The organism is Agrobacterium sp. 22-209-1, assembly GCF_053522485.1.
This window is the reverse complement of record NZ_JBNWCH010000001.1, coordinates 591,673-618,636: the sequence shown is the minus strand read 5'-3', so window position 1 is coordinate 618,636 and position 26,964 is coordinate 591,673. Positions and strand designations below refer to the sequence as shown.

Sequence of the window (26,964 nt, the reverse complement as noted above, 5' to 3'; positions counted from 1 at the left end):
CGGGTTACAGCTTCGTCAAGTTCTCGGACCCGCAGGCGGCTCGGTTGTCTTCACAAGACGAAACAGCCGGTCCGGCAATCAACTCGAACAACAGGCAATGCGCGGCTGACGCGGCGTGTCGTAAATAACCATATCGCATCGCAAGGGCCAGACCATGAACTTAACCGATCTACTCGACGCCATCGGTATCAAACTCGGCGTACTCATTGCCGGACTTGCCGGGGGACTCCTGCGTGCGTTGTCACGCCAGAAGTACACTTGGCGCGAAATGCTGGCCTCGCCAGTGTGTGGGGCCTTGGCAGCGGCATACCTCACCACGCCTTTGCTGCATTATCTCTACAGCATCAATTGGCCGCTCCCCGAAGATCCGATTGCCACGATGAACGCCGCCGCCTTTTTGACAGGTGCGAGTGCGATGTGGATTTCAGATGTGATTATCGAGGCGATGCAAAGATGGGTGAGAGGCGGGCGCTCCGCCTAGTTTTCTGTCAGGTATGGCGTGTGCCGTTCCATAGAAAACAGGAGTGACACGCCGCATTGAAATTCCTCGCTGTTCTGGAAGCTTCCCAAGCTGAATATCGGTGGGAAGCTTCGCACTCCGGTGTGAGGTGACTACGAGGCCTTGAACATATCCCGCTGCGGATAGTGTTCCCAACAATGCCAGGATGACCTCTCTGCCTTGGACCGACTGAAACCGAAGCCTCCCCACTTCTTGCAACCGGGATGCTCGCACCAGTGGTTCTCGTGGATGCCGTCGCCGGCCTTGGTGGCCTGGTCGCTCATGGATGGATCTCCAATTCCCGCAGCTTCCAGCCTCCCGGAGGCGGCGAAGCCTGCAGCTTCGCAGCCCGCTGTGTAAGCTTCGTCGAGGCGATAATCTTTGCCTCACGTTTCGTTGTAGCTTGAACGTTAATGACCCACCGGCCGGATTGAAATCGATACGTCTTGGGCTTAGCGCTTTCGACAAACCGGCACCCTGCGACGAACGCAAGGCGCATCCGCGCTTTGTCCTGCTCGGTTGCGCCCCTCACAGTCTTCCACCAATTTTCAAAATTTTGATCGACCTCACTCTTAAGCATGTTCTTATTATGTTCTTGCTAAAGTGGGAGTCAACTGCGGACGATAGGTGAGGGGTTCGGATCGGGTTCAATAATGAAATCAATGGCCGTAGTAGGCTACGTGGTGAGGGTTTTTCGCCCCTCTTAATGACGGAAAAATCCCTTTAATTGCAAAAAGTTAGAGGAATTTTCCATGTGATTTTTTGGTGTCCACGAGAGGATTCGAACCTCCGACCCCAGGATTCATACCGCTTCGGCTTTCGCCGCCGTCCCGCCGTTTGCCGGCAAGACGTTCGTGGTCTGGACTGTCCCTTCACCATGGGCCGTCAGGCCTTTAGGTGCTGCCCATCCAGTCTCTACACCTTCACCGGATTTCTCCGGAGCTTGGCTCGGGATTGGCATGCTGGAAGACCAGCGAAGCTTTCCCCGACTTTGAGCAGATCGATTGCGTCGTTTCCGGGCGCAACCCCCAATTTGTCTTAGGAATCCTGTGCTCTATCCTGCTGAGCTACGTGGACACTGAATTGCTCTTTAACCCGAGGCAGCTATTGGATCAACCGCGTTCTTCATCGCGGTCGATCTCTTCCTCGGCTTTCTTCGCGTTGACCGGCAATCAGCTCATCAGGCGCTGTTCGGCCAGTTTCACCCAGTAGGAAATGCCATAAGCGATGGCGTCATCATTGAAATCATAACCGGGATTGTGAAGCCCGGCCGAATCGCCGTTGCCGATGAAGATGAAGCAGCCCGGCCTTTCCTTCAGCATGAAGGAGAAATCCTCTCCCGCCATGGAGGGATCGACATCGGGGTCGACATTGGGTTCGCCCGCCACATCGCGGGCCACACGAATGGCGTGGTCGGTCTCGGCGGCGTGGTTGAAGGTGACCGGACAATAACGCTCATAAACGACTTCCGCTTCCGCGCCGTTGGCAAGGGCGACACCTTCAGCCATCTGCTTGATGCGATCCTGCGCCAGATCGCGCACTGTTTCATCTAGGCTGCGCACCGTGCCGGCGATCAGCGCCTCGTTGGGAATGATGTTGTGGCTTGAGCCGGCCTGAAAGCGGGTGACGGAGACGACAACCGAACGGATGGGGTCGGCGTTGCGCGAGGCGATCATCTGCAGGTTGCCGACGATCTGCGCGCCGATGGTAATGGGGTCAATGGTGCGGTGCGGCTGCGCCGCATGGCCGCCACGGCCCTTGACGGTGATCGAGAATTTGTCGGGTGCCGCCATGATGCCGCCCTTGCGGATGGCGAAGGCGCCGAGCGGAATGCCCGGCATGTTGTGCATGCCATAGACCTCGTTGATGCCGAAACGCTCCATCAGGCCGTCCTCGACCATGGCAAGCGCGCCGGCGCCGCCTTCTTCCGCCGGCTGGAAGATGACGGCGATGGAGCCGGCGAAGTTACGGGTCTCGGTGAGATATTTGGCCGCGCCGAGCAGCATCGCCGTATGGCCGTCATGGCCGCAAGCATGCATGGCGCCCGCGGTTTTGGAGGCCCAGGGCTTGCCGGTTTCCTCGAGGATGGGCAGCGCGTCCATATCCGCGCGAAAGCCGATGGTGCGATTGCCCGGAAGATTGCCCCTGATGATGCCGACGACACCCGTGCGTCCGAGACCGGTCACGATTTCGTCAACGCCGAAAGATTTCAGCTTCTGCGCAACGAAGGCTGCGGTGTTGTCGACATCATACAAAATCTCGGGATTTTCATGCAGGTGACGCCGCCATTCGCTGACTTCCTGCTGGAGTTCGGCGGCTCTGTTCAAAATTGGCATTCGTTCATTCCTGGGTTCATCGGTACGGCGTGCGGTAAAATCCTATCCTCCGTGCCGGATAGTGCGCCGCATAATTGACGTAATCAATGTACTTTGCCATTGCTAGGACATATATGGTGAATATTGCCATTCCCCGACCGAAGACGGGAATTCGAGGACAAGCCTTGCCACAGATTTTTAAATCGTCAAACGCCGCCCGACGGCTCTCCGCAGCTATTGCCATCGCGACCGCAGGCCTCGTCGCCGCGGCGCCCGTGGCCAATGCCAATCCGAAAATGGTTGTCGATGTTAAAACCGGCAAGGTGATTTCCCATCAGGAAGCCTTCCGCAAATGGTATCCCGCTTCGCTCACCAAGCTGATGACCGCCTATATCGCCTTTTCGCAGATGAAGGCCGGCAAGATCAGCCCGCAGACGGAAGTGGTGATGAGCAAGAAGGCCGCGGACCAGCCGGCCTCGAAAATGTATTTCAAGCCCGGCCAGAAGCTGACGATGGATAGCGCTTTGAAACTGCTGCTCATCAAATCCGCCAATGACATCGCCGTGGCGATTGCAGAGACCATCGGCGGCACCAGCGATAATTTCGTGGCGCAGATGAATGCGCAGGCCCAGCGGCTGGGCATGAGTTCCACCCGTTACATCAATGCCAATGGCCTGCCCGGCAAGGGACAATATACGACAGCCCGGGATCTGGCGCTGCTGGCGCTGATCATCAAGCGCGAGTTTCCGGAATATGCCCATTATTTCTCGCTGGAAGGCGTCAGCACCGGCAAGAAGAACTATGCCAATTTCAACATGCTGGTCGGCCGTTTCGATGGCGCGGACGGTATGAAGACCGGCTTTATCTGTGCCTCCGGCTTCAATCAGGTGTCGTCGGCCGTGCGCAATGGCCGCTCTGTCATCACGGTCGTGTTGGGTGCGGACAGCCTCGCCGGGCGCACCGACCAGTCGGCCGATCTGTTGCAGATGGGTCTGACGGCCCCTTCCGGCCAAGGCGTTTCGCTGGCCGCGCTGGCGCCCTATGGCGATACCGGTGATGTGAACGATATCAGCGCCGAGATCTGCAACCCGAAGGCCGCCAAGGTGCGCAGCGAAAGCCGCGACGAGGCCGGCCGCATGGTCATCCATTCCCCCTATGTTCAGGAAATGACCCGCCCGCCCGAATATTCCTTCGCCGGCCTCATTCCCGGCAGCGAGACGGTGGCGGTGAATGCCACCAAGGGAGCCGGTAAGGGCGAACTCGCGAACGTGCCGATTCCGATCCCGCGCCCGACATTCTGACGATCGGTGATTTCCTTAAGGGAGAGCCTCGCGGTTGCAATGCGGTTTGTGTATTCGCAGGTCGATGATGTTATGATATTACAGTGTCGCTCGCGGCTTGCAGGCGCGGGCGATTTCTTTTAGCTCCAAGCGGCTCCGGGTTTCGTGTCGTCCAGTGACCTGCCGGAGCGGCCATCAACACACAGGCAGGTCATGTCTCGCGATCGCATCCCGGTTTCCATCATCACCGGATTTCTCGGCGCCGGAAAATCGACGCTGCTCAACCGGCTCCTCAAGGATCCGGCGATGAGCGATGCGGCGATCATCATCAATGAATTCGGCGATGTCAGTATCGATCATATGCTGGTCGAAAGCGCTGGTGAGGGCATTATCGAACTGGCGGAAGGCTGCCTGTGCTGCACGGTGCGCGGCGAGCTGGTGGATACGCTGGCGGAACTGATGGACGGCATCCAGACAGGCAAGCTGAAGCCGGTAAAACGGGTGGTGATCGAGACGACGGGCCTTGCCGATCCTGCCCCCGTCATGCAGTCTGTGATGGGCAACCCGGTCATAGCGCAGAATTTCGTTCTGAACGGTGTGATTACGGTGGTGGACGCCGTGAACGGCCTTTCCACGCTCGACAATCACCAGGAGGCGGTGAAACAGGCCGCTGTGGCCGACCGTCTGGTGATGACCAAGCGCGCGCTTGCCGATGCCGCGACGATTTCCACGCTGACAGCCCGTCTACAAGCGCTCAATCCGCGTGCGATCATCGAGGATGGCGACAAAACCGATTGGAGCGCTGCGGGGCTTCTCGACAACGGCCTTTACGACGCCGGCAGCAAGAATGCCGATGTCGGTCGCTGGCTGGGCGAGGAGGCGGAGCACGATCACCATGAACATGATCACGAACATGGTCATCACCACCAGTATCATGGCGAACACGACCACCATCACCACGACGTGAACCGGCACGATGCGTCTATCCGTTCTTTCTCGATCGTTCACGAAGAGCCGGTCAGCCCGATGGCGATCGACATGTTCGTGGATCTGCTGCGCTCGGCGCATGGGGAAAAGCTTCTGCGCATGAAGGCCATTGTCAAGCTGTCGGATAATCCGGGCCGGCCTCTGGTGCTGCATGGGGTGCAGAATATTTTCCACACGCCCGAGCGCCTAGCGGCCTGGCCGGATCCGGTCGATCAGCGTACGCGTATGGTGCTGATTACGAAGGATTTGCCTGAGGCTTTCGTCCAGGACCTGTTCGCGGCCTTCACAAGCACACCGGGTGTCGACCGGCCGGACAGGCAGGCGATGACGGATAATCCGCTGGCGGTCTCCGGGTTGCGGTTTTAGGGCGTGTCGTGATGGTCTAGGTCGGTGGGAGTGGTTCACCCCCCTCTGTCCTACCGGACATCTCCCTCTCAAGGGGGGATCGACAAGCGGCTTGCTCCGACCATCTTTATGGGGACAGCAACCCGAAGTGCAGAGCTGGTGAGAAAACGAGCAGTCGTCGCAACTGATCTCCCACCTTGAGGGGGTGATGCCGGGCAGGGCAGAGGGGGGTAAGCCCGGAGCGTCAGCATTGAACGCCGGTTACCCGCCCTTCACAATCCGAAACCGGTGTCCCTTATCCAGCGCAGTGGTTTCCACCAGGCTATGCCCATCCTCATTGCACATATGCGCAATATCGATCACCGCCAGCGGATCGGTCGTCTCGACGGTCAGAACATCTCCCGCCTTCAGGGTTGCGAGTTTCTTGCGGCTTCTCAAAACCGGAAGGGGGCATTTAAGCCCCCTCAAATCATAGACGATCTCGGCCGTGTCGCTCATTCCTTGGCCCAGAACTTCCAGAACGGCTTCTTTTCCGGCGCTTCCGGAGCAGCAGGTGCTGCGGAATAGGCAAGCGGGTTCATGGCCGGAACCGGGACGCTTTGCCCGGCTGCTGCGGGGGTAGCCGAGGCAACCATCGTCGGTGCTGCGGGGGCCGGGTTCGATTGCGGTGCTGCGGGCTGTACTGCCGAAGGACGCGGGCCGCGCAGGGAAGAGGCCGTTGCGGTCGTCGCCGGTGAGGACGACGTCACCTGCTGCGCCTTTTTCTCCATCAACGCGGCATATTCGGTTTCTTTCATCAGCTTGCCGGCCTTCAGCGCCGAGCCGGTCGGGGCATAGGCGGGCTCGCGGCCTTTGCGCTTTTCGGCCACCAGCGCCTTGCGCTCGGCTTCGCTCGGGTCGTACCAGGCCATGCCGTCATATTTCTTCATCGCCTTTTCATAGGCGAGATCGTAGGTCTTCTCGTAGCTGGAGAGTGCGCTGACGAGCGCCGGCGGTGTGCTCATGGCCGGGCATTGGGCAGACGCATTGAAGCTGCCGCCTTCCGTCTGCTGGTTGAAGACATATTTCTTTTCGCAGACATTCACTTCCGGCGGGCGCTTGGTCACTTCGAAATTGTCGTAACCGACCTTCAGCATCTTCCAGAATTCGAGATGTTCGCTCTTGCGATGACGGGCCATGTTTTCCGCCGTCATGCGGAAGGGGAAGGCCTGCAGCTGCACTGTCTTCTGGCCGCCCTTGAAGGCGTCGCGCGCAAAACCGTAGATTTCAAGAATCTGCGCATCCGTCATCGAATAACAGCCGGAGGAGGAGCAGGCACCGTGGATCATCAGATTGGTGCCGTTGCGGCCATTGGCGGCATCATAGCGGTTCGGAAAGCCGGTATTGATGGCGAGGTAATATTTCGAGTTCGGATTGAGATGCGCAGGCGTCAGGTTATAAAAACCTTCAGGCGCCTGCCGGTCACCCTCTTTCACCTTGGGGCCGAGCTTTCCGGACCAGGCGCATATCTGGTATTCGGCGATTTTGTCGAAGCGGTTGTCGCGCTTGGCCTTCCAGATTTCCAGCGCGCCTTCTTCCTTGAAGATGCGGATCATGATCGGCGAGGTGCGATCCATGCCCTTTTTGTCGATCTCGGCCAGGATGGACGGAGACAGCGGGTAATCGACCTTGTTCTTGATGTGGGACACATCGCGTTCGACGGTTTCGAGCGTGTCGTTGCAACCGGCAAGAATGAGCGCAGTGCAGGCAAGAAGTGCAAAATGTGTCAAACGCATGATCTGATCCGAAAGACGATGGCACGAAACGGCGGCATTTCTACACCGTCCCGTGTGAATTTTAAATACGGTATTAACCGTTTACATCTTCTTAACTCAAATCGGATTCGCCCCGCGGCCGCCGATACATCTTTTGATGTGACCGGACTATGGCCGAGTTGGGGCGATATCAAAGGAAAATAAGGCCGGACTTAGAGGTTCCGCCCGATATCCAGGAATTTCTGGCGGCGTTCGGCGCGCAGCTGTGTGCCCGAGCGCTGGGAAAGATCGGCCAGAGCCGTGGCGATAACGTCACCCGTCGCGTTGATGACGGTTTCGGGAGCGCGATGCGCGCCGCCGATCGGCTCGGGAATGATTCCGTCGATAACGCCGAGCGCCTTCAGATCCTCCGAGGTGATCTTCATGTTGGTCGCAGCTTCCTTGGCGCGGGTCGAATCGCGCCAGAGAATGGAGGCGGCGCCTTCCGGCGAGATCACCGAATAAATCGCATGTTCGAGCATATAGACGCGGTTGCCGGTGGCGATGGCGATTGCGCCGCCCGAGCCACCTTCGCCGATGACGACGGAGACGATCGGCACCTTCACGTTGAGGCACATTTCCGTCGAGCGGGCGATGGCTTCGGCCTGGCCGCGCTCTTCCGCGCCGACGCCGGGATAGGCGCCTGCCGTATCGATGAGGGTGATCACCGGCAGCGAGAAACGGTCGGCCAGTTCGAGCACCCGGATCGCCTTGCGGTAACCTTCCGGGCGCGGGCTGCCGAAATTATGCTTCAGGCGGCTTTTGGTGTCGTTGCCCTTTTCCTGGCCGATGATGGCGACGGGCTGACCGTTAAAACGGGCAAGGCCGGCCTGAATGGCGGCGTCTTCGGAAAATTTGCGGTCGCCGGCGAGCGGCGTGAAATCGGTGAACAGCGTCTTGGCATAATCGACGAAATGCGGACGCTGCGGGTGACGCGCGACCTGCGTTTTTTGCCAGGCGTTCAGCTTGGAATAGATGTCCTGCATCGCGTCGTTGACGCGCGATTCCAGGCGGTTGATCTCCTCCGAGGTGTCTATGCTCTCGTCTTCATCGGCAAGCTTCTTCAGCTCGATAATCTTGCCCTCAAGGTCCGAGATAGGTTTTTCGAAGTCGAGATAATTGTGCATGAGATCCGTTTCCGATCGTTTTGCGCAAGGTTTGAGCCGGATTATCCGGCGGTTCCGGTCGCTCTAATCAAGGTTTTTGCCCTGTTTGGCAAGGGGGTGATGCGTTTGTACCAGCTCTTGCAAGCGTTCTTCCAGCACATGTGTATAGATTTGTGTCGTGGAAATGTCGGAATGGCCGAGCAGTTCCTGCACCGCGCGCAGATCCGCACCGTTCTGCAGCAGGTGGCTGGCAAAGGCGTGGCGCAGGACGTGCGGCGATATGGCGGACGGGGTTAAGCCCGCACGAATGGCGATGTCCTTCAGGTCGCGGGCGAAGACCTGGCGGGGCAGGTGGCCTTCCTTGCTGCTGGAAGGAAATAGCCACGGGCTTTCCGGTGTCTCCGGTTTTTTCTGGGAAGCGGCCACCTTGCTTTTCTCGGATGCGAGCGCCTTTCTGGCAGCCTCGTATTTTTCCATCGCCTCGATGGCGGCGCGGGAAAGAAGGACCATGCGGTCCTTGTTACCCTTGCCGCGGATCATCAGGAAGCGGCCCTCCTGGCGCAGCACCTTGACCGGCAGCGAGACGAGTTCGCTGACACGCATGCCGGTGGCGTAAAGCAGTTCGAGCAGAAGATGCATGCGGATGCGGGCAAGCTGGCCCGGGCCTTCGGTTGCCGCTTCCTGCGCCGCGAGACCGAGAAGCCGGTTCACATCGGCCACGCTCATCGTTTTCGGTAAAGCGAGACCTTTCCTCGGCGCGTCGATGATGCCGGTCGGGTCGTCGCCGCGCAGCCCTTCCGAATAGAGAAAGCGATAAAACTGCCGCATGGATGAGAGGCGCCGCGCCTGCGAGGTGGCGGCAAAACCCTGCGCGGAAAGATGGCTCAGATAGGCGGAAAGGTCAGGCGTCTGCGCCTGCGTCAGGGACTGGCCGCGCTGACCGAGAAATTCGCGCAGATCGGAAAGATCGCGCTCATAGGAAGAGAGCGTGTTGGCGGCAGCCCCGCGTTCGGCGCTCATCATTTCCAGAAAACTTTCCAGCCGCGCACCGTCGCGCCCTGCCATCGGTTGTCCGCTCATGGGGCGCGCCTTGCCGGTTCGGTCGACGGCGGGTTCAGCCGCTCGGAAGGGATGCGGACCGTCACTTCGCGGTCGCGCGGTTTGACGACCATGACGAGCAGAACCATGCCGCCATAGATCAGCCCCGCGATGGTCGCCAGTATCATCGTGAAGCGGAAGAGGGTGGGCATGGCGGCTCCGTGAAAGTGGCGGTCGAAATTTATATGCGGTGCGGTGAAAGCGGCGACAAGATCAAAATGCCCGCTCCGCCCCATGCCGCATGCGGCGATGATTGTGATTCACCGCAATTCAGTCAGCAATTTGGCTTGACGCTTCGTAAACATTTGCAGATATCCATGCCAAACGGGCTTTCAAATCTATGAATGAAACGAATTTATCCGTCCCGGCCACACTCGGGGAGCAAGCGCGGGCAAAGCTCGGACGGCGCAACATCGTCTTCGTCGGGCTGATGGGGGCTGGAAAGTCGGCGGTGGGCCGCATGGTCGCCCAGCAGCTCAGGGTTCCTTTCATTGATACGGATGTCGAGATCGAGCGCGTGTCGCGCATGACGATATCGGAACTTTTTTCTACCTATGGCGAGGAAGAATTCCGGGCGCTGGAAACGCGGGTCATCAAGCGGCTGCTGCGCGGCGGCCCCAAGGTCATTTCCACCGGTGGCGGTGCTTTCATCAGCGACAATACCCGTCGGCACATCGCGCGCGGCGGCATTTCATTGTGGCTGAAGGCCGATCTCGAGGTGTTGTGGGAGAGGGTCAACAAGCGCGATCATCGCCCGCTTCTCAAGACCGAAAACCCCAAGGCCACGCTGGCGGCCCTGATGGAGAAACGCTATCCGATCTATGCAGAAGCGAATCTGACCATCGAATCCCGTGATGTCCGCAAGGAAATCATCGTGACCGAAGTGCTGGCCGCCATAGCCGGCATCGAACAGAAAGACTGATCCCATGACGCCTTCCGAAATTCACGCCGATGAACGTCTCGTCCATGTGCCGCTTGGCGAGCGCGCCTATGACATTCTGATCGGGCCGGGCGTCATCGGCCGGGCGGGCGGCGAGATTTCGGCGCGGCTGAAGGGCAAACGCGCGGCGATCATTACCGACGAACATGTTGCGCCGCTTTATCTCGAAGGCCTGATGGATGGGCTGCAGACAGATGGCATTGAGGCCGTCTCGCTGACGTTGCCGGCTGGCGAAAAGACCAAGAGCTTCGAGCATCTGGTCACCGTCTGCGATGCGGTTCTCTCCGCAAGGGTGGAGCGTAACGATGCGGTGATCGCGCTCGGCGGCGGCGTGATCGGCGATCTCGCCGGTTTTGCCGCCGGCATCGTGCGCCGTGGTGTGCGCTTCGTGCAGATACCGACCTCGCTTCTGTCGCAGGTGGATTCCTCCGTCGGCGGCAAGACCGGTATCAACACCCGCCACGGCAAGAATCTGATCGGTGTTTTCCACCAGCCCGATCTGGTGCTGGCGGATACGGCGGTGCTGGATACGCTAAGCCCGCGGGAATTCCGCGCCGGTTATGCCGAAGTGGTCAAATACGGTTTGATCGACAAACCGGATTTCTTCTTCTGGCTGGAAAAAAACTGGGATGACATCCGCACCGGCGGCCCGGCCCGCATTCAGGCGATTGCGACCAGCTGCCAGGCCAAGGCAGACGTGGTGGTGGCCGATGAAAAAGAAAACGGCGTGCGCGCCCTTCTTAACCTCGGTCACACTTTCGGTCACGCACTGGAAGCGGCAACCAATTACGACAGCAAGCGGCTGGTGCACGGCGAAGGCGTCGCCATCGGCATGGTGCTGGCCCACCAGTTCTCCGCCCGCCTCAATCTGGCAAGCCCCGACGATGCCGCCCGCGTCGAGGCACATCTGAAGGCCGTCGGTCTGCCGACCACGATGAAGGATATTCCCGGCGAATTGCCGCCGGTCGAAACCCTGATGACGGCAATCGCACAGGACAAGAAGGTAAAGGGCGGCAAGCTCACCTTCATTCTTACCCACGGCATCGGCCAGTCCTTCGTGGCTGACGATGTGGCGGCGTCCGAGGTGCAGTCTTTCCTGTCGGAGAAGCATCCGGGGTGAACTGGCGCCGGGCAGTACGGTGAGGGCGCCCCCTCATCGCCTCGCTCCGCTCCGGCACTTCTCCCCGGGGGGAGAAGAACAAGCCGCTTTGGCAATGCTATACGGGGGAACAGCGCTGGCGCTTTGAGCAAGGCGTTGCCGCCCGGTTTCTTCTCCCCGCCGGGGAGAAGGTGGCCCGAAGGGCCGGATGAGGGGGCTTGCTCTCGGCTCCAATGACCACCTAGAACCGCACCGCTTCCCCCGGTGCCGCCGCCTCTATGGCGAGCGCATGCAGCCCGGCGTCGAGTTCCGGCTTCAAAACAGCGTTGATCGCCCGATGGCGTTCGACGCGAGACTTGCCGGAAAAGCTTTCCGACACTATCTGAACACGCATATGTGTCTCGCCCGTACCGGTTATATCCGGCTGGTGGCCGGCATGCATCTGGCTTTCATCGACAACCCTCAGGCGTTCCGGCGAAAAGCTCTGCCGAAGCTTCGTTTCTATGCGTTCTCGCAGGGACATGCAGAGGGCTCCAATTCTGTTTGCAGGTCTTTGAAGGGGGCTCCCTAAAAGCCTGTAACATTCCACTTTGTCAATTCTTGTTGTGCGGCTTTTCGCACCCCATAATCAGGGCATCATGAAACTGGATTCGAAATATTTCGACCGCATCCGCACGCGCCGGAAAAGGGAGCGGGAACCTGAGGTTCAGGCCCCAACCTGCCAGTGGGACGGATGCGACAAGCCGGGCGTTCACCGGGCACCCGTCGGCCGCAATGCCGAGGGGCAATTCTTCCTGTTCTGTTTTGAGCATGTGAAGGAATACAACAAGGGCTATAATTACTTTTCCGGCCTCTCCGACAGCGAAATCGCCCGTTACCAGAAGGAAGCGATCACCGGCCATCGCCCCACCTGGACGGTGGGCGTGAACAAGACTGCGCGCGACAGCCCGCTGCATTCCACTTTGCGCTCCGGCTCAGCCAGCGGCAACGCGCGTATTCGCGATCCTTTCGGCTTTACCGGCGGTTTTGCCGGCGGAGGAAGGGCCGGCGGCACGCGCATGCAACAGGACCGCAAGCTGAAGACGCTGGAGGCAAAAGCCTTCGATACGCTCGGTCTTCCGTCCAGCGCAAAGCAGGAAGACATAAAAAGGCGTTATAAGGAGCTTGTCAAAAAGCACCATCCTGATGCTAATGGTGGCGATCGTGGTTCGGAAGAACGTTTTCGGGCTGTTGTTCAAGCATATCAATTGTTAAAGCAGTCAGGTTTCTGCTAAGCCAACTTACGTGTTTACCGCCTGATTGATGATGTGGCCGGGTGGCTGCCGCCCGCCTTGGAGACGTGATGAGCAAAATCGACCTTGATATTTCCAACCTGCCCGACACGACGGTGTCTGTGCGGGAGGTTTTCGGCATTGATACGGATCTGCGGGTTCCCGCCTATTCCCAGGGCGACGCCTATGTGCCGGACCTCGATCCCGACTATCTTTTCGACCGCGATACGACGCTCGCGATCCTTGCCGGTTTTGCTCACAACCGACGTGTCATGGTCTCCGGTTTCCACGGCACGGGTAAATCCACCCATATCGAGCAGGTCGCCGCCCGCCTCAACTGGCCCTGCGTGCGCGTCAACCTCGACAGCCATGTCAGCCGTATCGACCTCGTCGGCAAGGACGCCATCGTCCTCAAAGACGGCAAGCAGGTTACCGAATTCAAGGACGGCATCCTGCCCTGGGCCTACCAGCATAATGTCGCGCTGGTCTTCGACGAATACGATGCCGGTCGTCCGGACGTGATGTTCGTCATCCAGCGCGTGCTGGAATCTTCCGGCCGCCTGACGCTGCTCGACCAGAGTCGCGTCATCCGTCCTCACCCGGCGTTCCGCATTTTTGCGACCGCCAACACCGTCGGCCTTGGCGATACGACCGGGCTTTACCACGGCACGCAGCAGATCAACCAGGCGCAGATGGACCGCTGGTCCATCGTCACCACGCTGAACTACCTGCCGCACGAGCAGGAAGTGAACATCATCGCCGCCAAGGTGAAGAGCTTCGACAATCCGAAGGGCCGTGAAACCGTCTCCAAGATGGTGCGCGTGGCCGATCTCACCCGTTCGGCTTTCATCAATGGCGATCTTTCCACGGTCATGAGCCCGCGTACCGTCATCACCTGGGCGGAAAATGCGGAAATCTTCGGCGATCTCGCCTTTGCCTTCCGCGTAACCTTCCTCAACAAGTGCGACGAGCTGGAGCGCACGCTGGTTGCCGAACAGTATCAGCGGGCCTTTGGCGTCGAGCTGAAGGAAAGCGCTGCGAACATCGTTCTCAGCGCCTGATCGTCCCCGGCTTGTCCGGAGACGATTTCGATGACTTGAAGACGCTGGCAGACTGCGCGCATATCGATGGGCGGTCTCCACGCGTCGGCAAATGACAGGAAAGACAATGGCAGGGCGCGGCGACAATTCCAGAGCAAAACCGGGTACGGCGGTCGATACGGAGCCGTTGCGTCAGGCGATTGCCGGATGCGTGCGATCCGTCGCTGGCGATGCCGAAGTCGAAGTCGTCTTCGCCAATGAACGGCCGGGCCTTGCCGGCGAGCGCATGCGCCTGCCGGAAATCTCCAAGAAACCGACAGCGCAGGAAATCGCCATCACCCGCGGACTCGGCGATTCCATGGCGTTGCGCCTTGCCTGCCATGATGCCGATACCCACGCGGTCATGTCGCCGCAGGGCGCCGAAGCGCGGCTGATTTTCGATGCTGTCGAACAGGCGCGCGTGGAATCGATCGGCGCGCTGCGCATGCCCGGCATGGCCTCCAACATCCAGGCCATGAACACCGAAAAATACGCCAAAGCCAACTTCGCCGGCATCAACAACAAGGACGATGCGCCGCTTGCCGAAGCTGTGGCGCTTCTGGTGCGCGAGAAGCTGACGGGTGAGAAGCCGCCGGAAAGCGCCGGCAAGGTTGTCGATCTGTGGCGCGATTTCATCGAGGACAAGGCCGCCGGCGACCTCAAGGATCTCTCCAGCGTCATCACCGACCAGAAGGCCTTTTCGCGGCTGGTGCGCAAGATGCTGACCTCCATGCAGATGGCGGAGGATTTCGGCGACGAGGATAACGAGCCCGAGAGCCAGGAAGCGGAATCCAACGAGGACCAGCCGCGCACCAACGAGACCGAAGAGGAACAGGACGAGGAAGAGGCCGGCTCCGACGCGACGCCCGCCGATGAAAACGAGGCCTCGCAGGAGGAAATGGAAGAAGGCGAGATGGACGGCGCCGAGATGTCGGACGAGGAAATGTCCGACGATCTCGACGAGGATTCCGAAACGCCCGGCGAGACCCGCCGCCCCAACAGCCCCTTCGACGACTTTAATGAAAAGGTCGATTACCGCATCTTCACCCAGGAATTCGACGAGGAAATTCACGCCGAGGAACTGTGCGACGAGGCGGAACTCGACCGTCTGCGCGCCTTCCTCGACAAGCAGCTCGCTCATCTTCAGGGCGCCGTCGGGCGTCTGGCGAACCGGTTGCAACGCCGCCTGATGGCGCAGCAGAACCGTTCCTGGGACTTCGATCTGGAAGAGGGCTACCTCGATCCGGCCCGCCTCGTCAGGCTCATCATCGATCCGATGCAGCCGCTTTCCTTCAAGAAAGAACGCGACACCAAGTTCCGCGATACCGTGGTTTCGCTCGTCATCGACAATTCCGGTTCGATGCGCGGCCGTCCCATTACCGTTGCAGCCACCTGCGCCGATATTCTCGCGCGCACGCTGGAGCGGTCCGGCGTGAAGGTGGAGATTCTGGGCTTCACCACCAAGGCGTGGAAGGGCGGGCAATCGCGCGAACAGTGGCTTGCCAATGGCAAGCCGGCGTCGCCGGGCCGTCTCAATGATCTGCGCCATATCATCTACAAATCGGCGGACGCTCCGTGGCGGCGCGCGCGGCGCAATCTCGGCCTGATGATGCGTGAGGGACTGCTCAAAGAAAACATCGACGGTGAAGCGCTGATGTGGGCGCATAACCGCCTGATCGGCCGCCCCGAGCAGCGCAAGATCATGATGATGATCTCGGACGGAGCGCCGGTGGACGATTCGACCCTGTCGGTCAATCCCGGCAACTATCTGGAACGGCACCTGCGCGCGGTCATCGAGCAGATCGAGACACGGTCGCCGGTGGAACTGCTGGCAATCGGTATCGGCCACGATGTGACGCGCTATTATCGCCGCGCCGTGACCATCGTGGATGCGGACGAACTGGCCGGCGCGATGACCGAGCAGCTTGCGGCGCTCTTTGAGGATACGAGCGGCGCTTCCGGTTCGTCCCGCAGGGTTCGCCGTGCGGGATAAGCGGGGTAAGGCTTCTTCCCTTTGCAAGACGCTTGCGATGGCCGCCATTCTCGCGGCCGCATGGCTGTTGCCGGTTTCCATCGGCGCTTCCACCATCGATGTGCCGGTGAGCGCGCGTCTCCTCTCCTCTTTCGAGGTCGGCACCAGCGAAAGACGTTTCGGCAAGCTGGAATTTGTCGGCGGCATGGTGATGAGCGCGCCGGAAAAGCTGTTCGGGGCGATATCCTCCATCCGTTTCCGCCCCAATGGGGAGGACTTCGTTGCGGTGCTGGATACCGGCCATTGGCTGACGGGCAGGGTCTTGCGTGACGCTCGCGGTGCTTTGTCCGGAATTGCCGATGCGCGCATCACCCCCATGCTGGACATGAGCGGGCGCGAACCGCCGCGCAAGATGGAGATGGATGCGGAAGGGCTGGCGCTGCGCGACGGCAAGGTGTTCGTCAGTTACGAGCAGCGACACAGAATCGATATCTATCCCGATCCGGGCTTCGCCACCGCAAAGCCGCTCGAACGCCTGCCATATCTCATCCCCAGCAACGAGTTGCGCCATAATGGCGGCCTGGAGGCTCTCGCGGTATCGCCGGCCGATTCGCCGCTCGCTGGCGCTCTGGTCGTGGTGGCTGAAAAAAGTATCGATACGGACGGCAATCTTCTCGCCGCCATATTGGAAGGCCCGATGAAGGGCACATTCGCCGTCACGCATCATCCGTCATTCGACGTGACTGACGGTGCGTTCCTGCCCAATGGCGACCTGCTGCTTCTCGAGCGCCGCTTCAATTTCGCTGAAGGCGTGGGCATGCGCATCCGTCGCATCCGTGGTGCTGATATCCGGCCGGGTGCTGTGGTGGATGGCGAAATCCTCATGGAAGCCGGCATGGCCTACCAGATCGACAATATGGAAGGCATGGATGTGGTGAAGGGGCCGGACGGCTCGACGCGCCTCATCATCGTTTCCGATGACAATCACTCGTTCCTCCAGCGCAACTTGATGCTGGAATTCAAGCTGGTGGAGTAAAATCAGGCCTGCTGCTGTGCCGCCTTGTAGGCTGCCATCAGGTCCTCGACGGGAATGCCGTCGATCTTCATGCCGGTCATTCGGCATGACGTTATCTGCGCACCCGACAGGTTTGAGTTGCTCAGTTTCAGACCGGAAAAATTGACGTCATCGATCGACCAGCCGGACATGTTGTTATCCGTGAACGACGCACCTGACAAATTGATATTGTTGAAGCTCGCCCCGGAAAGATTGACATTGTCGAAGACCGTGCCGGATAGATTGACGTCGTTGAAGGTTGATCCTGAAAGCGTGGCGCTGGCAGCCTCCACGATGTCTATAACGTCCTTGATCTGCATGTCGACCTGCCTCCGCGCTGTGCCACGGACGACAGACTGCAATGCTGACGGCTGGCTTGCAAGCGCGATTTGATCCGCGCTTGCCCGGCCTCAAACGCGGCCCGTTTTGACGGTGTCCGGCATCGGCTTCAGCGTGTTCATCAGCGCGCCGTAGGGCAAGAGCATGACGAGGCCGACGAGAACCTTCACCGACAGATCGCCCAGCGCCCAGGAAATCCACCGAGGGGCCTCCAGAGCGAAAACGCCGAGCAGCGGCGCGCTTTCGGTGGCGAAGGCGTCGTTGGGGCCGACAAAGGAGAAGCTCGCGGCAAAGGCGATGGAGAAGAACAGGGCCGTGTCCAGCACCGATCCCAGCATCGAGCCCGCGAGTGGCGCATGCCACCAGCGCTGGCGGCGCAGGCGGTTGAACACGGAAATATCCAGCAACTGGCCGATCAGATAGGCGGTGCCGGACGCAACAGCGATGCGCGGAATGGATGTCCAGAAGGACAGCGTGACACCGACGACGAAGCCAGCAAGCACGACGCGACGCGCTATGGACGGGCCGAACTGGCGGTTGGTGAGGTCCGTGACGAGGAAGGCGATCGGATAGGTGAAGGCACCCCAGGTCAAAAGGTCGCCGAGATTGACGCCGAACAACGAGCCGGAAAGCGGGTATTGCACCAGAATATTGGACGCGACGACCACCAAAGTCATCAGCAGAACATAGATAAGCGTAAAACGCAGATAGGGCATTTTTTTATCCTGGGTGATGCCACCAGTTGGAGCCAAGCATCGGAAGAAAACGTCTCAAACGGTTTTCGCAAAACCCGATGCAATTAAAATCTGAAACAAACAAAAGGCTTGAGCGGCGAAAAGCCATTCAAGCCTTCTGAATATCAGATGATGTCGAAGCCGCTATTAAGCAGCTTCAGCCGTCTTCTTGGCGATCTGGCGGCGCAGGAGACGAGCGCGCATGCTCAGTTCGTTTTCGCCGGACTTCAGAAGGAAGGCATCGAGGCCACCACGGTGTTCAACGGAGCGCAGAGCGGCTGCGGAAACACGCAGGCGGAAACGCTGGCCGAGAGCATCGGAGATCAACGTGACCTGGCAGAGATTCGGAAGGAACCGGCGCTTGGTCTTGTTGTTGGCGTGGCTGACGTTGTTGCCCGTCTGGACGCCCTTGCCGGTCAATTCGCATACACGGGACATGGGTACACCTATTTCGTTTCGTCTGTTTCACCACTGGCTCGCCACCGGCAAAACCGGGGTGGCAATCCAACTGGCCATGATTGGAAAGTTGCGGTTCTATAGTCAGACGGGACCTAACAGTCAAGCCGCTCGCGATCAAATGAAAGGAAATTCCGGCGTTTTCAACCGGCATCCGCTTTTTTATTGCCACAAGTCAGCGTATATGATCGCCCGATAAGGCCGCTTCCGCGCCTCTTTTAAGGTGATATCGAAATGATTGCCAGAGGAAAAAGCATTTTCGTGGCCGCGACAATAGCGTTAACGGGCGTCTCCCCCTCGCTCGCCGCCGAAGCGCGCCACACAAGCGAATACAGCATCAATCTCGGCATTTTGCCGATTGCCAGGGCGAGTTTCTCGACTCGCATGGATGGGCCGAATTATTCGATCTCCGGTTCCTTCAGCGCCGCCGGCCTCGCCAGCATCCTCAAGGATATTTCCGGCAAGACGACCGTTTCCGGCGCCAAGCGCGGCCACCGGCTGCAGGCCAACGAATATTCGCTGGTCTACAAGGACGGCAAGCGGGTACGCACCTATGACGTTGTCTATCGCAACGGCAACGTCACATCGACCACGGTGAAACCCGAGCCGAAAGCCCGGCCGGACAACTGGGTTGACGTGAAAGACCGCGACCTGCGCTCGGTTCTCGATCCGATTTCCGGCCTCATCATTCCAGCCGGCGGCCGCATCTGCCCCACTCGCCTGCCGATCTATGACGGCGAATCGCGGCTCGATCTGGTTTTGAGCTCCAGCGGCACCAGGCCGTTCAAGACCAACGGTTTTAACGGCGACGCCATCGTTTGCAAGGCGCGGTATGTGCCGAAGTCGGGTTACAGGCAGGGGCGCAAGGATATCGAATATCTGAAATCCATCTCCATGGAGATCTGGTTCGCCAAGTCGAACAACATGGATGTCTATGCGCCTGTCTACGCCATCATTCCGACCCGGGTGGGGCAGGTCTATATCACCGCTACGAAATACGGCGGCTGACCAAGATTGATGGCACGGCAATTGAAAGTAGGCGTCGCCGCGTATTTCCTCTCCCCGGCGGGGAGAAGAAACAAGCGGAGCACGACCGGGCCTCTAATTGCTCTCAGGGTTATGCCGCATCACCTGGCGACCAGCCCGGCTCGGCCATAACGAAGCTCGAAAAGGCAAAGCCCGGCGAGACGGTGCAGCCGACGAGCGTGAAGTCACCGCGGCTTTCGGCCGATTGCCAGCAATTGGCGGGAACGATGACCTGCGGGCGCTCGCCTTCAAGAATGGCGGGGCCGAGCGTGAAGGTCCGCACTTCCCGACCGTCCTGCGAAAGATGCAGCGCAATCGGCGCGCCGGCATAATAGTGCCAGACCTCAACCGCATCGGTGACCCGGTGCCAGTGCGAGCGGTCGCCCTTTTCCAGGAGATAATAGATCGCCGTCGAATGACCCCGCTCACCGCCTGCCTTATCGCGGAACGTCTGGTGGTAAAAACCGCCCTCGGGATGCGGCTCCAGCCCCAGTTCGCGAATGATCGCCTGCGCCGATATCTCCGTTCCCATCAGAAATTGTCCTTGCGTGTGCGGATTTCTGCGAAAACATCGGCATCGGTGGCGCTTTCAAGGCCGAGATATTTGCGAATGCCGGCATCGGCCACCCGCATATATGGGTTGGTCTGTTTTTCGAGCCCGATGGTGGTGGGAATGGTGAATTCATTCGCCTGTCGCACCTTTTCGATGTGGGCCGCGCGCTCGCTCAGTACAGCATTTTCCGGGTCGACGGTGAGGGCGAAACGGGCGTTCGTCAGTGTATATTCATGGCCGAAATAAACTTTGGTTTCATCCGGCAGTGCCATGAGCTTCTGGAAGGAATGCCACATATCCGCCGCCGGACGTTCGAACAGGCGGCCGCAACCCATGGCAAACAGCGTATCGGCGGCAAACAGCAGCCCGTCATCGGGCAGATAATAACAGATATGGCCTGCCGTATGTCCGGGCGTGGCGATAACCTGAACGCGGCGGCCGGCGAATTCGAATTCGTCGCCATCGGCCTGCGAACGGTCGAGGCCCGGAATCGCAACCGCTTCGTCATAGGGGCCGTGAATTTCGCAGCGGAACCTGTCTTTCAGAGCCAGATTGGCTTCCACATGGTCCTGATGGTGATGAGTGGTCAAGATATGGGTGAGTTTCCAGCCGTGGCCGTCGAGCGCCCGCAGGATAGGCCCTTCTTCCGGGGCGTCTATGGTGGCCGTCGCGCCGCTTTCAGGATCGTGCAGGAGCACCCCGAAATTGTCGCTGCGGCAAAGAAAGACGTCTATTTCCAAAGGTTTCATCTTATCCTCTCCATTTGCCGGCCAAAACCGGCGCATTCGCCCGCCTGCTTTCCTATGTAAGGGCAGACGCCTTGAAGTCCAACCGCCTGATGCTACATTCTCGGCCATGAATACCGATATCGTCGATCTGCGCGAATTCTATCATTCTCCGCTTGGCCGCGCGGCCGAGCAGGCGATCACCATGGCGCTTTCGACGCTGTGGCCGCCTTTGCCGGAAGAGCGGCTGGTCGGCCTTGGTTACGCCGTGCCGTTTCTGGAGCGGTTCCGTCGCGATACGGAGCGCACCTTCGCCTTCATGCCGGCGGGGCAGGGGGCTGTGAACTGGCCGGCGGGCGAGCTGTCTTCCACGGCGCTGGTCTTCGACGAGGAACTGCCGCTGCCTGATTCGTCGATAGACCGGGTCTTGATGGTGCATGCGCTGGAATTTGCCGAAAATCCGCGCGAAAGCCTCAAGGAACTGTGGCGTGTGCTGGCGCCCGGCGGCCGCCTCGTCATCGTGGTGCCGAACCGGCGCGGCGTCTGGGCGCGCATGGAACATACGCCTTTCGGTTCCGGAAGACCCTATTCACGCGGACAGCTGACGGCGCTTTTGCGCGAAACCAATTTCACACCGGGCGCCTCCGCCGAGGCGCTGTTCTTTCCGCCCACCACAAGCCGGCCAATACTGAAATTCCGCCGTTATCTCGAACATACCGGCCGCAGGCTGTGGCCGCTGTTTTCCGGTGTCATCGTGGTGGAAGCGCAAAAGCGTCTCTATCAAGGGCTGCCAGTCACCCAGCGCGCCTCGCGCCGGGTTTTCGTGCCCGTGCTGGCCCCACAGGGCGTGCCCACCACCCGCGCCGCGGCAAGCCAGAGAAAGCCGCGCTGACCCTCGACAAAGTGCCCATTCCGGTCTAATGCCTCCGGCATTGCTTTTGCCGGGTTCTCCGGCGTTTTTCCAAAGGTCGATCAAATGAGTGCAGAGCTTAGCCAACCTGTTCCGCGTCCGGGTATTCTGGATATCGCCGCTTATGTTCCGGGTAAGGAACATGTGGACGGCGTTGCGAAGGTTTATAAGCTCTCCTCCAATGAAACGCCGCTTGGTCCGAGCCCGAAGGCGATCGAGGCTTTCAGCGCTGCCGCCAGCCATCTGGAAATCTATCCGGACGGTCAGGCGATCGCGTTGCGTCAGGCGATTGCCGACGTGCATGGCCTCAATATCGCAAACATCCTGTGCGGCAACGGTTCGGACGAGCTTCTCGGCCTGCTTTGCCACGTCTATCTGGGTGCCGGCGATGAAGCGATCATCACCGAACATGGTTTCCTCGTCTACAAGATCCAGATCATGGGCGCGGGGGCAACCCCGGTGACGGTGAAGGAAAAGGATTGCGCTGTTGATGTGGATGCGATCCTCGCCGCCGTGACGCCGAAGACCAAGATGGTTTTCGTGGCCAACCCCGGCAATCCCACCGGCACCTATGTTCCCGTCGCGGAAATCCGCCGCCTGCAGGCAGGCCTGCCGAAACATGTCGTGCTGGTGCTGGATGCCGCCTATGCGGAATACGTGCGCAAGAACGATTACGAGGCGGGTCTCGAACTGGTCTCTGGCAACCGCAACGTGGTGATGACCCGCACCTTCTCCAAGGTTTACGGTCTGGCCGCGCTGCGCGTCGGCTGGATGTATGCCCCTGTCGATATTATCGACGCGCTGAACCGCGTGCGCGGGCCGTTCAATATGAGCGCGCCGGCTATCGCGGCGGGCGCTGCGGCCATCCGCGATCAGGCATTCGTTCAAAAGGCGGTGGCGCATAACGCCCTGTGGATGGAAAAGCTGGTGAATGCCTTTGTCGGACTCGGCCTTACCGTCACGCCTTCGGTCACCAACTTCATCCTCATCCATTTCCCGGATCAGGACGGCAAGCGCGCGGCGGATGCGGACGATTTCCTGAGCCGCCGCGGTTATATTCTGCGTGCGGTCCGTGGTTACGGTTTCCCGAATGCGCTGAGAATGACCATCGGTTCTGAAGAGGCCAATCTCGGCGTCATCGCGGCCCTCACCGAGTTCATGGGGCAGGCGTGATGACTGAGATCATGTTCGAACGCATCGCGCTGATCGGCATCGGCCTGATCGGCTCGTCGATTGCCCGCGATGTCAGGGAATTGGGGCTTGCCCGCCATGTGACCATTTCCACCCGCAGTGAAGATACGCTGACACGGGCGGAGGAACTGGCGCTTGGTACGGATTATACCGTTTCGGCGGCTGAAGCGGTCAAGGATGCCGATCTCGTCATCGTCTCGGTGCCGGTCGGTGCTTCGGAAAGTGTGGCGCAGCAGATCGCGCCGCATCTGAAGCCGGGCGCCATCGTCACCGATGTCGGCTCCACCAAGGCTTCTGTTATCGCGCAGATGGCACCGCATATTCCTGACAACGTGCATTTCATTCCCGGCCATCCGCTGGCGGGTACGGAAAAATCCGGCCCGGATGCCGGTTTTGCCGGTCTCTTCCGCGAGCGCTGGTGCATCTTCACGCCGCTGCCGGGCACGGATGCCGCGGCGCTGGAAAGGCTGAAGGATTTCTGGCGAGCGCTCGGGTCGCGCGTGGATGAAATGGATGCCGAACACCACGACAAGGTTCTGGCGATCGTGTCGCATCTGCCGCACATCATCGCTTACAATATCGTCGGCACGGCGGACGATCTGGAGACGGTGACCGAATCGGAAGTCATCAAATATTCCGCCTCCGGTTTCCGCGATTTCACCCGTCTTGCCGCCTCCGATCCCACCATGTGGCGGGATGTCTGCCTGCATAACAAGGATGCAATCCTTGAGATGCTGGCGCGGTTTTCCGAAGACCTCGCTTCGCTGCAAAGGGCGATCCGCTGGGGAGAAGGCGACAAGCTGTTCGAACTGTTTTCCCGCACCCGCGCTATCCGACGCTCGATCGTCCAGGCCGGTCAGGATGTTGACGCGCCGGACTTTGGGCGTCACGCGCTGGATCAGAAGAAGTAGGGCGCATTTAGTCTCCCTCTGTCATCCTCGGGTCAAGCCCGAGGATGACAGAGGGTATAAATCAACTGCTCAAATCGGCGGGATTTTCCCAAGCGGAATAAAGCCGCTGACCGTGGCGCGGCCACGATCTACCACGAGATCGACGGATGCCCGGTCACCGCCGCCGGCGAGCGCGCCGAGCAGTTTGCGGGCCGTATCGATGGTGGATTGCAACTGCGGGAAAACCTGCTTGGCATTGTCCGACCATGCGCCGAGCTTTTCGATCTCCAGCTTGAACTTGCCCGAAAGATAGCCCTCATTGTCGAAGGAGAAGGGGCCGCTGATGCGCATGGTTCGGCCTTCGCCAATATCTGCCACCAGCCGGCGAAGCTCGCCGCTCGCGCCATAAAGGCCGGATTTGTCGCTGCCATCCACCATGCCTGCCTTGCCCGCCAGCGTCACGTCCAAGATGGCGTCGAGGCGGGGAAGAACCTGCGGCCAATCCTTGATGACGGTTGCCGAATCGGTGAGCGTGATCGCGCCATCAAGATCCGCGCCGTTCTGGCGCAGATGCATTTCCGTTTTGACCGCGTCGAAGTCGATGGTCTGCCCGGTGACGGAAGAAATCGCCTGCGCCTTCAGCCCGTCGATGACCAGCGAGCTGCGGTCGATGCCCTTCAGCTTGGTGACGATGCTGGACTGCATGTTCTGCCAGGCGGCTGAGATCGTCAGGCCATGGGCGGAACGGATTTCCGCCGGCGAATCGAGTTCCCAGACGATGTGGCCGGGATTATAGACCTGCGCCGCCGAGCGAAGTTCGCCGAAGGAAGCGGAAACGCCGTTCTCCTTGTCATCCACCGTCACCCTGGAGCAGAAGAGGCCGATGCGGAAGGGATAACCCTTGAAGGCGATATCGCCGCATTCACCGCTGACGTTGCGGGCCTGCGAGGGGGCGATGACGTTCAGAACCGTCTGTTTCAGCCTATCGGCGGCATAAAACCACCCGGCGGTATAAAGTCCGATGACCACGAGGATGGCGATGGCGAGCCAGAGGAATTTTTTGGCGGTGCCGGATTGGCTTGACGCTGCCATATTGATCTCCGATGAACAGACTTCAGACAATTTCGATTTGGCTTGCGATATGGACGATTTTTGGGTCTTTGGCTACGGTTCGTTGATGTGGAACCCCGGCTTCGCCTTTGAAGAGCGGCAGCAGGCGCGGCTTTACGGGTATCGGCGCTCACTCTGCATCAGTTCCAATTTTTATAGGGGCACCGAAGAAAAGCCCGGTCTCGTTCTCGGTCTGGAGCGCGGCGGTTCCTGCCTTGGCGTCGCTTTCCGCGTGCGTGGAGAGGACCGGGAGCCGGTCATGGTCTATTTGCGCGAGCGCGAACTGGTGACGAATGTCTATAAGGAGCGGCTGGTTTCCATCGCGCTTTCCGATGGCAGGCGCAGCAGCGCCGTAACCTATGTGGCCGATCCCGCGCATAAGCAATATATCGGCGGTCTCGGCGTTGCCGAGTCGGCGACCATCGTTGCAGCCGCATCGGGCCGCTCCGGGCCGAATACGGATTATGTCTTCAACACCGTGCAGCATCTGCAGGAGATGGGCATTCGCGATTCCCTGCTGGAGAGCATCGCCAAAAATGTCGGCACGCTCGTTGCTCAGCCGGCGGCGGTTTCCTTGCCCTGAAGTTCGGCGATCCGCTTCACGGCGGTCGGCGGCAGCGGCAAATGCGGGTTGTTGCGCACGGTTTCCAGCAGCAGCTCGTCGCTCGCCTTTTCCGTCACATCGATCAGGCGCTTGAAGAACACGTCGGGGTCCAGCCCCGGCTCGATGGCCGGCAGGATACGCACCTTGAAATGGCCGGGATAACGCATGGTGGACCGGCGCGGCCAGAACAGGCCTGGATGCATGGCGACGGGAATGACCGGCACCTGAAGGTCCCGGTAAAGCCTTGCGATGCCATAACGATATTCAGGCTCCGCACCCGGCGGGCGGCGTGTGCCTTCGGGATAGATGATGAGTTCGCGGCCGGCGGCCATTTCCTCTTTCGCCCGCTCCATCACCTTCAGCATCACTTTGCCGCGGGCGGCGCGGTTGACCGGGATCATGCGCTGTTTCATGGCGTACCAGCCGAACAGCGGAATCCACAAAAGCTCGCGCTTCAGAATATAGACCGGATCGGGAAGATTGGGCAGCAGCGCGTAGGTATCCCAGAAGGACTGGTGCTTGGGCGCGAAGATGCAGCCGGTTTCGGGAATGTTTTCCAGCCCTTCGATCTCGAAGGTGGTGCCGACGATGGTTTTCATCAGCCAGTGGTTGGATCGCGCCCAATTCTTGGGAATTTCGTAGGCGATCTTGCGCGGCAGGATGAAATAGATCGGCGTCAGCACGATCATGCGGACAATCAGGTTGAGATAAAACAGCGTATTGAAAAGAAAAGAGCGCAGCTTGAGCATCAACAGCCTTCCCGGAGCGCAGCCGTTCCGAAGCCGTGCATATGCCTCGATACCGGATGCCGATGCCAGACGCCTACACGAAAACAAGGGGCCGCAGCAAGCACGTTCTCGCCGGTCAGGACGAAGCGCTTGTCGTCTTTATCCGGGAATAATCGGCGGCGGCCTTGCGCAGACCGTCGCCCTTGCCGAAACCGGTGAGGTCGCGTCCCGCCGCCGCCACGAACTTCAGATATTCGTAAAGCATGGTTCTCACCACATCCGGCTCCACGAACCAGTTGGTGCGGACAAGATCGGCGCTGATGACGGGATAGGCGATGAATTGCGTCTGCGGGCTGGCGCTGCGCAATTCATGCAGGCTGCGATGCATGTGGTAATTATTCGTGACGACGACGATGGAGGAATAATTGTGGTCGCGTATCCAGCTTGCGGCCTCACTGGCGTTGCCGATCGTATCGATCGCCTTGTAGCCCATGTCCACGCAGCAGGAAAACATGTCGGATGACCCTTGCGTCATCTTGCGGATTTGCGAACGAGTGGTGGCCGGGTTGACGCCAGAAATCAGAAGCCGCTTGCCCACGCCGTCTCTGAGCAGGCCAACGGCCTGTTCGATGCGCTGATAACCGCCGGTAAGAACGATGATGGCATCGCCTCTCGCCCCCTCCGGCGGACGCATGGAGGCGACGGAATCGGCAAACCACAGGAAACCGCCGGAAAATGCGCCGAGCGCAATGACGCAAAGCAGGATGAGGATGCGAATAAAACGGCGCAAAGGACCGCGCCGCGACAACAGGCCTTTTCTGGCCGGCCGCGCCGTCGTCTGATCCTGGTCCATCCGACTC

At 59.7% G+C, this 26,964-nt stretch carries 30 protein-coding genes and 1 tRNA gene; 14 read left to right on the top strand and 17 right to left on the bottom strand.

The features are described 5' to 3' along the window. Positions 1-154: 154 nt before the first annotated feature. On the top strand, positions 155-481 hold the full coding sequence (locus tag ACQZ48_RS02830) for a hypothetical protein (protein WP_111804374.1): 327 nt from the start codon (positions 155-157) through the stop codon (positions 479-481). A gap of 131 nt (positions 482-612) precedes the next feature. Here the strand turns inward: ACQZ48_RS02830 and ACQZ48_RS02825 are convergent, their stop codons facing one another. From ACQZ48_RS02825 to ACQZ48_RS02815, 3 genes are all read right to left on the bottom strand, one after another. Continuing rightward, a complete protein-coding gene (locus ACQZ48_RS02825; protein ID WP_448728479.1) occupies positions 613-783 on the bottom strand; it encodes a hypothetical protein in 171 nt (56 codons plus the stop codon). Positions 784-1,262: 479 nt separating this feature from the next. After that, positions 1,263-1,359: transfer RNA gene (locus ACQZ48_RS02820), tRNA-OTHER, on the bottom strand. 312 nt (positions 1,360-1,671) lie between these two features. Then, positions 1,672-2,835, bottom strand: coding sequence for a M20 aminoacylase family protein (locus ACQZ48_RS02815; protein ID WP_173991018.1), 1,164 nt, complete (start codon positions 2,833-2,835; stop codon positions 1,672-1,674). Positions 2,836-2,999: 164 nt separating this feature from the next. Here ACQZ48_RS02815 and ACQZ48_RS02810 point away from each other — a divergent pair, with 164 nt between their 5' ends. Continuing rightward, entirely contained in the window at positions 3,000-4,115 is a 1,116-nt protein-coding gene (locus ACQZ48_RS02810; protein WP_162520353.1) for a D-alanyl-D-alanine carboxypeptidase family protein, read from the top strand. Positions 4,116-4,307: 192 nt separating this feature from the next. Further along, a complete protein-coding gene (locus ACQZ48_RS02805) occupies positions 4,308-5,447 on the top strand; it encodes a CobW family GTP-binding protein (protein WP_191216749.1) in 1,140 nt (379 codons plus the stop codon). Positions 5,448-5,687: 240 nt separating this feature from the next. Here ACQZ48_RS02805 and ACQZ48_RS02800 read toward each other — a convergent pair whose 3' ends face one another. The 5 genes from ACQZ48_RS02800 to ACQZ48_RS02780 form a co-directional block, all read right to left on the bottom strand. Beyond that, complete coding sequence (locus tag ACQZ48_RS02800; RefSeq protein WP_077985240.1) at positions 5,688-5,924, bottom strand: sulfurtransferase TusA family protein; 237 nt, start codon at positions 5,922-5,924, stop codon at positions 5,688-5,690. Then, positions 5,921-7,201, bottom strand: a complete 1,281-nt coding sequence (locus ACQZ48_RS02795) for a L,D-transpeptidase family protein (protein WP_137411431.1) — start codon at positions 7,199-7,201, stop codon at positions 5,921-5,923. Before ACQZ48_RS02795 ends, ACQZ48_RS02800 begins: the two co-directional genes overlap by 4 nt. A 191-nt stretch (positions 7,202-7,392) precedes the next feature. Beyond that, positions 7,393-8,346, bottom strand: a complete 954-nt coding sequence (locus tag ACQZ48_RS02790; protein ID WP_077985239.1) for an acetyl-CoA carboxylase carboxyltransferase subunit alpha — start codon at positions 8,344-8,346, stop codon at positions 7,393-7,395. 63 nt (positions 8,347-8,409) lie between these two features. Continuing rightward, a complete protein-coding gene (xerD, locus tag ACQZ48_RS02785) occupies positions 8,410-9,405 on the bottom strand; it encodes a site-specific tyrosine recombinase XerD (RefSeq protein WP_443387636.1) in 996 nt (331 codons plus the stop codon). Then, the gene (locus tag ACQZ48_RS02780; protein ID WP_448728478.1) at positions 9,402-9,575 is read right to left on the bottom strand and encodes a histidine kinase; all 174 of its coding nucleotides are present in this window, start codon (positions 9,573-9,575) and stop codon (positions 9,402-9,404) included. Before ACQZ48_RS02780 ends, xerD begins: the two co-directional genes overlap by 4 nt. Positions 9,576-9,763: 188 nt before the next feature. Here ACQZ48_RS02780 and ACQZ48_RS02775 point away from each other — a divergent pair, with 188 nt between their 5' ends. Next, on the top strand, positions 9,764-10,345 hold the full coding sequence (locus ACQZ48_RS02775; protein WP_448728477.1) for a shikimate kinase: 582 nt from the start codon (positions 9,764-9,766) through the stop codon (positions 10,343-10,345). 4 nt (positions 10,346-10,349) lie between these two features. Further along, on the top strand, positions 10,350-11,483 hold the full coding sequence (gene aroB, locus ACQZ48_RS02770) for a 3-dehydroquinate synthase (protein ID WP_191216747.1): 1,134 nt from the start codon (positions 10,350-10,352) through the stop codon (positions 11,481-11,483). A 220-nt stretch (positions 11,484-11,703) separates the two neighbouring features. Here aroB and ACQZ48_RS02765 read toward each other — a convergent pair whose 3' ends face one another. Continuing rightward, positions 11,704-11,985: a BolA family protein gene (locus ACQZ48_RS02765; RefSeq protein WP_077985233.1), complete on the bottom strand. Its 282-nt coding sequence runs from the start codon at positions 11,983-11,985 to the stop codon at positions 11,704-11,706. Positions 11,986-12,100: 115 nt separating this feature from the next. Here ACQZ48_RS02765 and ACQZ48_RS02760 point away from each other — a divergent pair, with 115 nt between their 5' ends. The 4 genes from ACQZ48_RS02760 to ACQZ48_RS02745 all read left to right on the top strand — a co-directional run bounded on the left by ACQZ48_RS02760 (position 12,101) and on the right by ACQZ48_RS02745 (position 16,820). Continuing rightward, positions 12,101-12,736 (top strand): J domain-containing protein, encoded by a 636-nt coding sequence (locus ACQZ48_RS02760; protein ID WP_077985232.1) that lies wholly within the window; start codon positions 12,101-12,103, stop codon positions 12,734-12,736. 68 nt (positions 12,737-12,804) lie between these two features. After that, positions 12,805-13,794, top strand: a complete 990-nt coding sequence (cobS, locus tag ACQZ48_RS02755; RefSeq protein ID WP_003523293.1) for a cobaltochelatase subunit CobS — start codon at positions 12,805-12,807, stop codon at positions 13,792-13,794. Positions 13,795-13,900: 106 nt separating this feature from the next. Beyond that, complete coding sequence (gene cobT / locus ACQZ48_RS02750; protein WP_448728476.1) at positions 13,901-15,805, top strand: cobaltochelatase subunit CobT; 1,905 nt, start codon at positions 13,901-13,903, stop codon at positions 15,803-15,805. 37 nt (positions 15,806-15,842) lie between these two features. After that, positions 15,843-16,820, top strand: coding sequence for an esterase-like activity of phytase family protein (locus ACQZ48_RS02745; protein ID WP_448728475.1), 978 nt, complete (start codon positions 15,843-15,845; stop codon positions 16,818-16,820). A gap of 2 nt (positions 16,821-16,822) precedes the next feature. Here ACQZ48_RS02745 and ACQZ48_RS02740 read toward each other — a convergent pair whose 3' ends face one another. The 3 genes from ACQZ48_RS02740 to rpmB form a co-directional block, all read right to left on the bottom strand. After that, positions 16,823-17,158 (bottom strand): pentapeptide repeat-containing protein, encoded by a 336-nt coding sequence (locus tag ACQZ48_RS02740; RefSeq protein WP_077985339.1) that lies wholly within the window; start codon positions 17,156-17,158, stop codon positions 16,823-16,825. Between the two features lie 90 nt (positions 17,159-17,248). Next, a complete protein-coding gene (locus ACQZ48_RS02735) occupies positions 17,249-17,893 on the bottom strand; it encodes a queuosine precursor transporter (RefSeq protein WP_077985230.1) in 645 nt (214 codons plus the stop codon). Between the two features lie 165 nt (positions 17,894-18,058). Beyond that, positions 18,059-18,349, bottom strand: a complete 291-nt coding sequence (gene rpmB, locus ACQZ48_RS02730) for a 50S ribosomal protein L28 (RefSeq protein ID WP_003509888.1) — start codon at positions 18,347-18,349, stop codon at positions 18,059-18,061. Positions 18,350-18,601: 252 nt separating this feature from the next. Here rpmB and ACQZ48_RS02725 point away from each other — a divergent pair, with 252 nt between their 5' ends. After that, positions 18,602-19,375: a DUF3108 domain-containing protein gene (locus ACQZ48_RS02725; protein ID WP_077985228.1), complete on the top strand. Its 774-nt coding sequence runs from the start codon at positions 18,602-18,604 to the stop codon at positions 19,373-19,375. A 109-nt stretch (positions 19,376-19,484) separates the two neighbouring features. On the opposite strand, the gene ACQZ48_RS02720 is transcribed toward ACQZ48_RS02725, so the two are convergent. Further along, entirely contained in the window at positions 19,485-19,925 is a 441-nt protein-coding gene (locus ACQZ48_RS02720; protein ID WP_170985607.1) for a cupin domain-containing protein, read from the bottom strand. Next, positions 19,925-20,695 carry a hydroxyacylglutathione hydrolase gene (gene gloB / locus ACQZ48_RS02715; protein WP_077985227.1) on the bottom strand — a complete coding sequence of 257 codons (771 nt, stop codon included), beginning with the start codon at positions 20,693-20,695 and terminating at the stop codon, positions 19,925-19,927. The genes ACQZ48_RS02720 and gloB overlap by 1 nt, the downstream gene beginning before the upstream one ends. A 106-nt stretch (positions 20,696-20,801) precedes the next feature. Between gloB and ACQZ48_RS02710 the strand changes: the two genes are divergently transcribed. The 3 genes from ACQZ48_RS02710 to ACQZ48_RS02700 all read left to right on the top strand — a co-directional run bounded on the left by ACQZ48_RS02710 (position 20,802) and on the right by ACQZ48_RS02700 (position 23,683). Then, the gene (locus ACQZ48_RS02710) at positions 20,802-21,563 is read left to right on the top strand and encodes a class I SAM-dependent methyltransferase (RefSeq protein ID WP_269823433.1); all 762 of its coding nucleotides are present in this window, start codon (positions 20,802-20,804) and stop codon (positions 21,561-21,563) included. 84 nt (positions 21,564-21,647) lie between these two features. Beyond that, complete coding sequence (gene hisC, locus ACQZ48_RS02705) at positions 21,648-22,754, top strand: histidinol-phosphate transaminase (protein ID WP_191216741.1); 1,107 nt, start codon at positions 21,648-21,650, stop codon at positions 22,752-22,754. Then, positions 22,754-23,683, top strand: a complete 930-nt coding sequence (locus ACQZ48_RS02700; RefSeq protein WP_191216740.1) for a prephenate/arogenate dehydrogenase family protein — start codon at positions 22,754-22,756, stop codon at positions 23,681-23,683. Before hisC ends, ACQZ48_RS02700 begins: the two co-directional genes overlap by 1 nt. A gap of 69 nt (positions 23,684-23,752) precedes the next feature. Here the strand turns inward: ACQZ48_RS02700 and ACQZ48_RS02695 are convergent, their stop codons facing one another. Beyond that, positions 23,753-24,754: a DUF2125 domain-containing protein gene (locus tag ACQZ48_RS02695; protein ID WP_448728474.1), complete on the bottom strand. Its 1,002-nt coding sequence runs from the start codon at positions 24,752-24,754 to the stop codon at positions 23,753-23,755. Positions 24,755-24,803: 49 nt separating this feature from the next. Between ACQZ48_RS02695 and ACQZ48_RS02690 the strand changes: the two genes are divergently transcribed. Next, positions 24,804-25,355 (top strand): gamma-glutamylcyclotransferase, encoded by a 552-nt coding sequence (locus ACQZ48_RS02690; protein ID WP_137411441.1) that lies wholly within the window; start codon positions 24,804-24,806, stop codon positions 25,353-25,355. Here the strand turns inward: ACQZ48_RS02690 and ACQZ48_RS02685 are convergent. Further along, positions 25,328-26,125: a lysophospholipid acyltransferase family protein gene (locus ACQZ48_RS02685; RefSeq protein WP_077985222.1), complete on the bottom strand. Its 798-nt coding sequence runs from the start codon at positions 26,123-26,125 to the stop codon at positions 25,328-25,330. The two genes, ACQZ48_RS02690 and ACQZ48_RS02685, sit on opposite strands and share 28 nt — an antisense overlap. A gap of 115 nt (positions 26,126-26,240) precedes the next feature. Then, positions 26,241-26,957 (bottom strand): YdcF family protein, encoded by a 717-nt coding sequence (locus ACQZ48_RS02680; RefSeq protein ID WP_191216896.1) that lies wholly within the window; start codon positions 26,955-26,957, stop codon positions 26,241-26,243. Between the last annotated feature and the right edge of the window lie 7 nt (positions 26,958-26,964).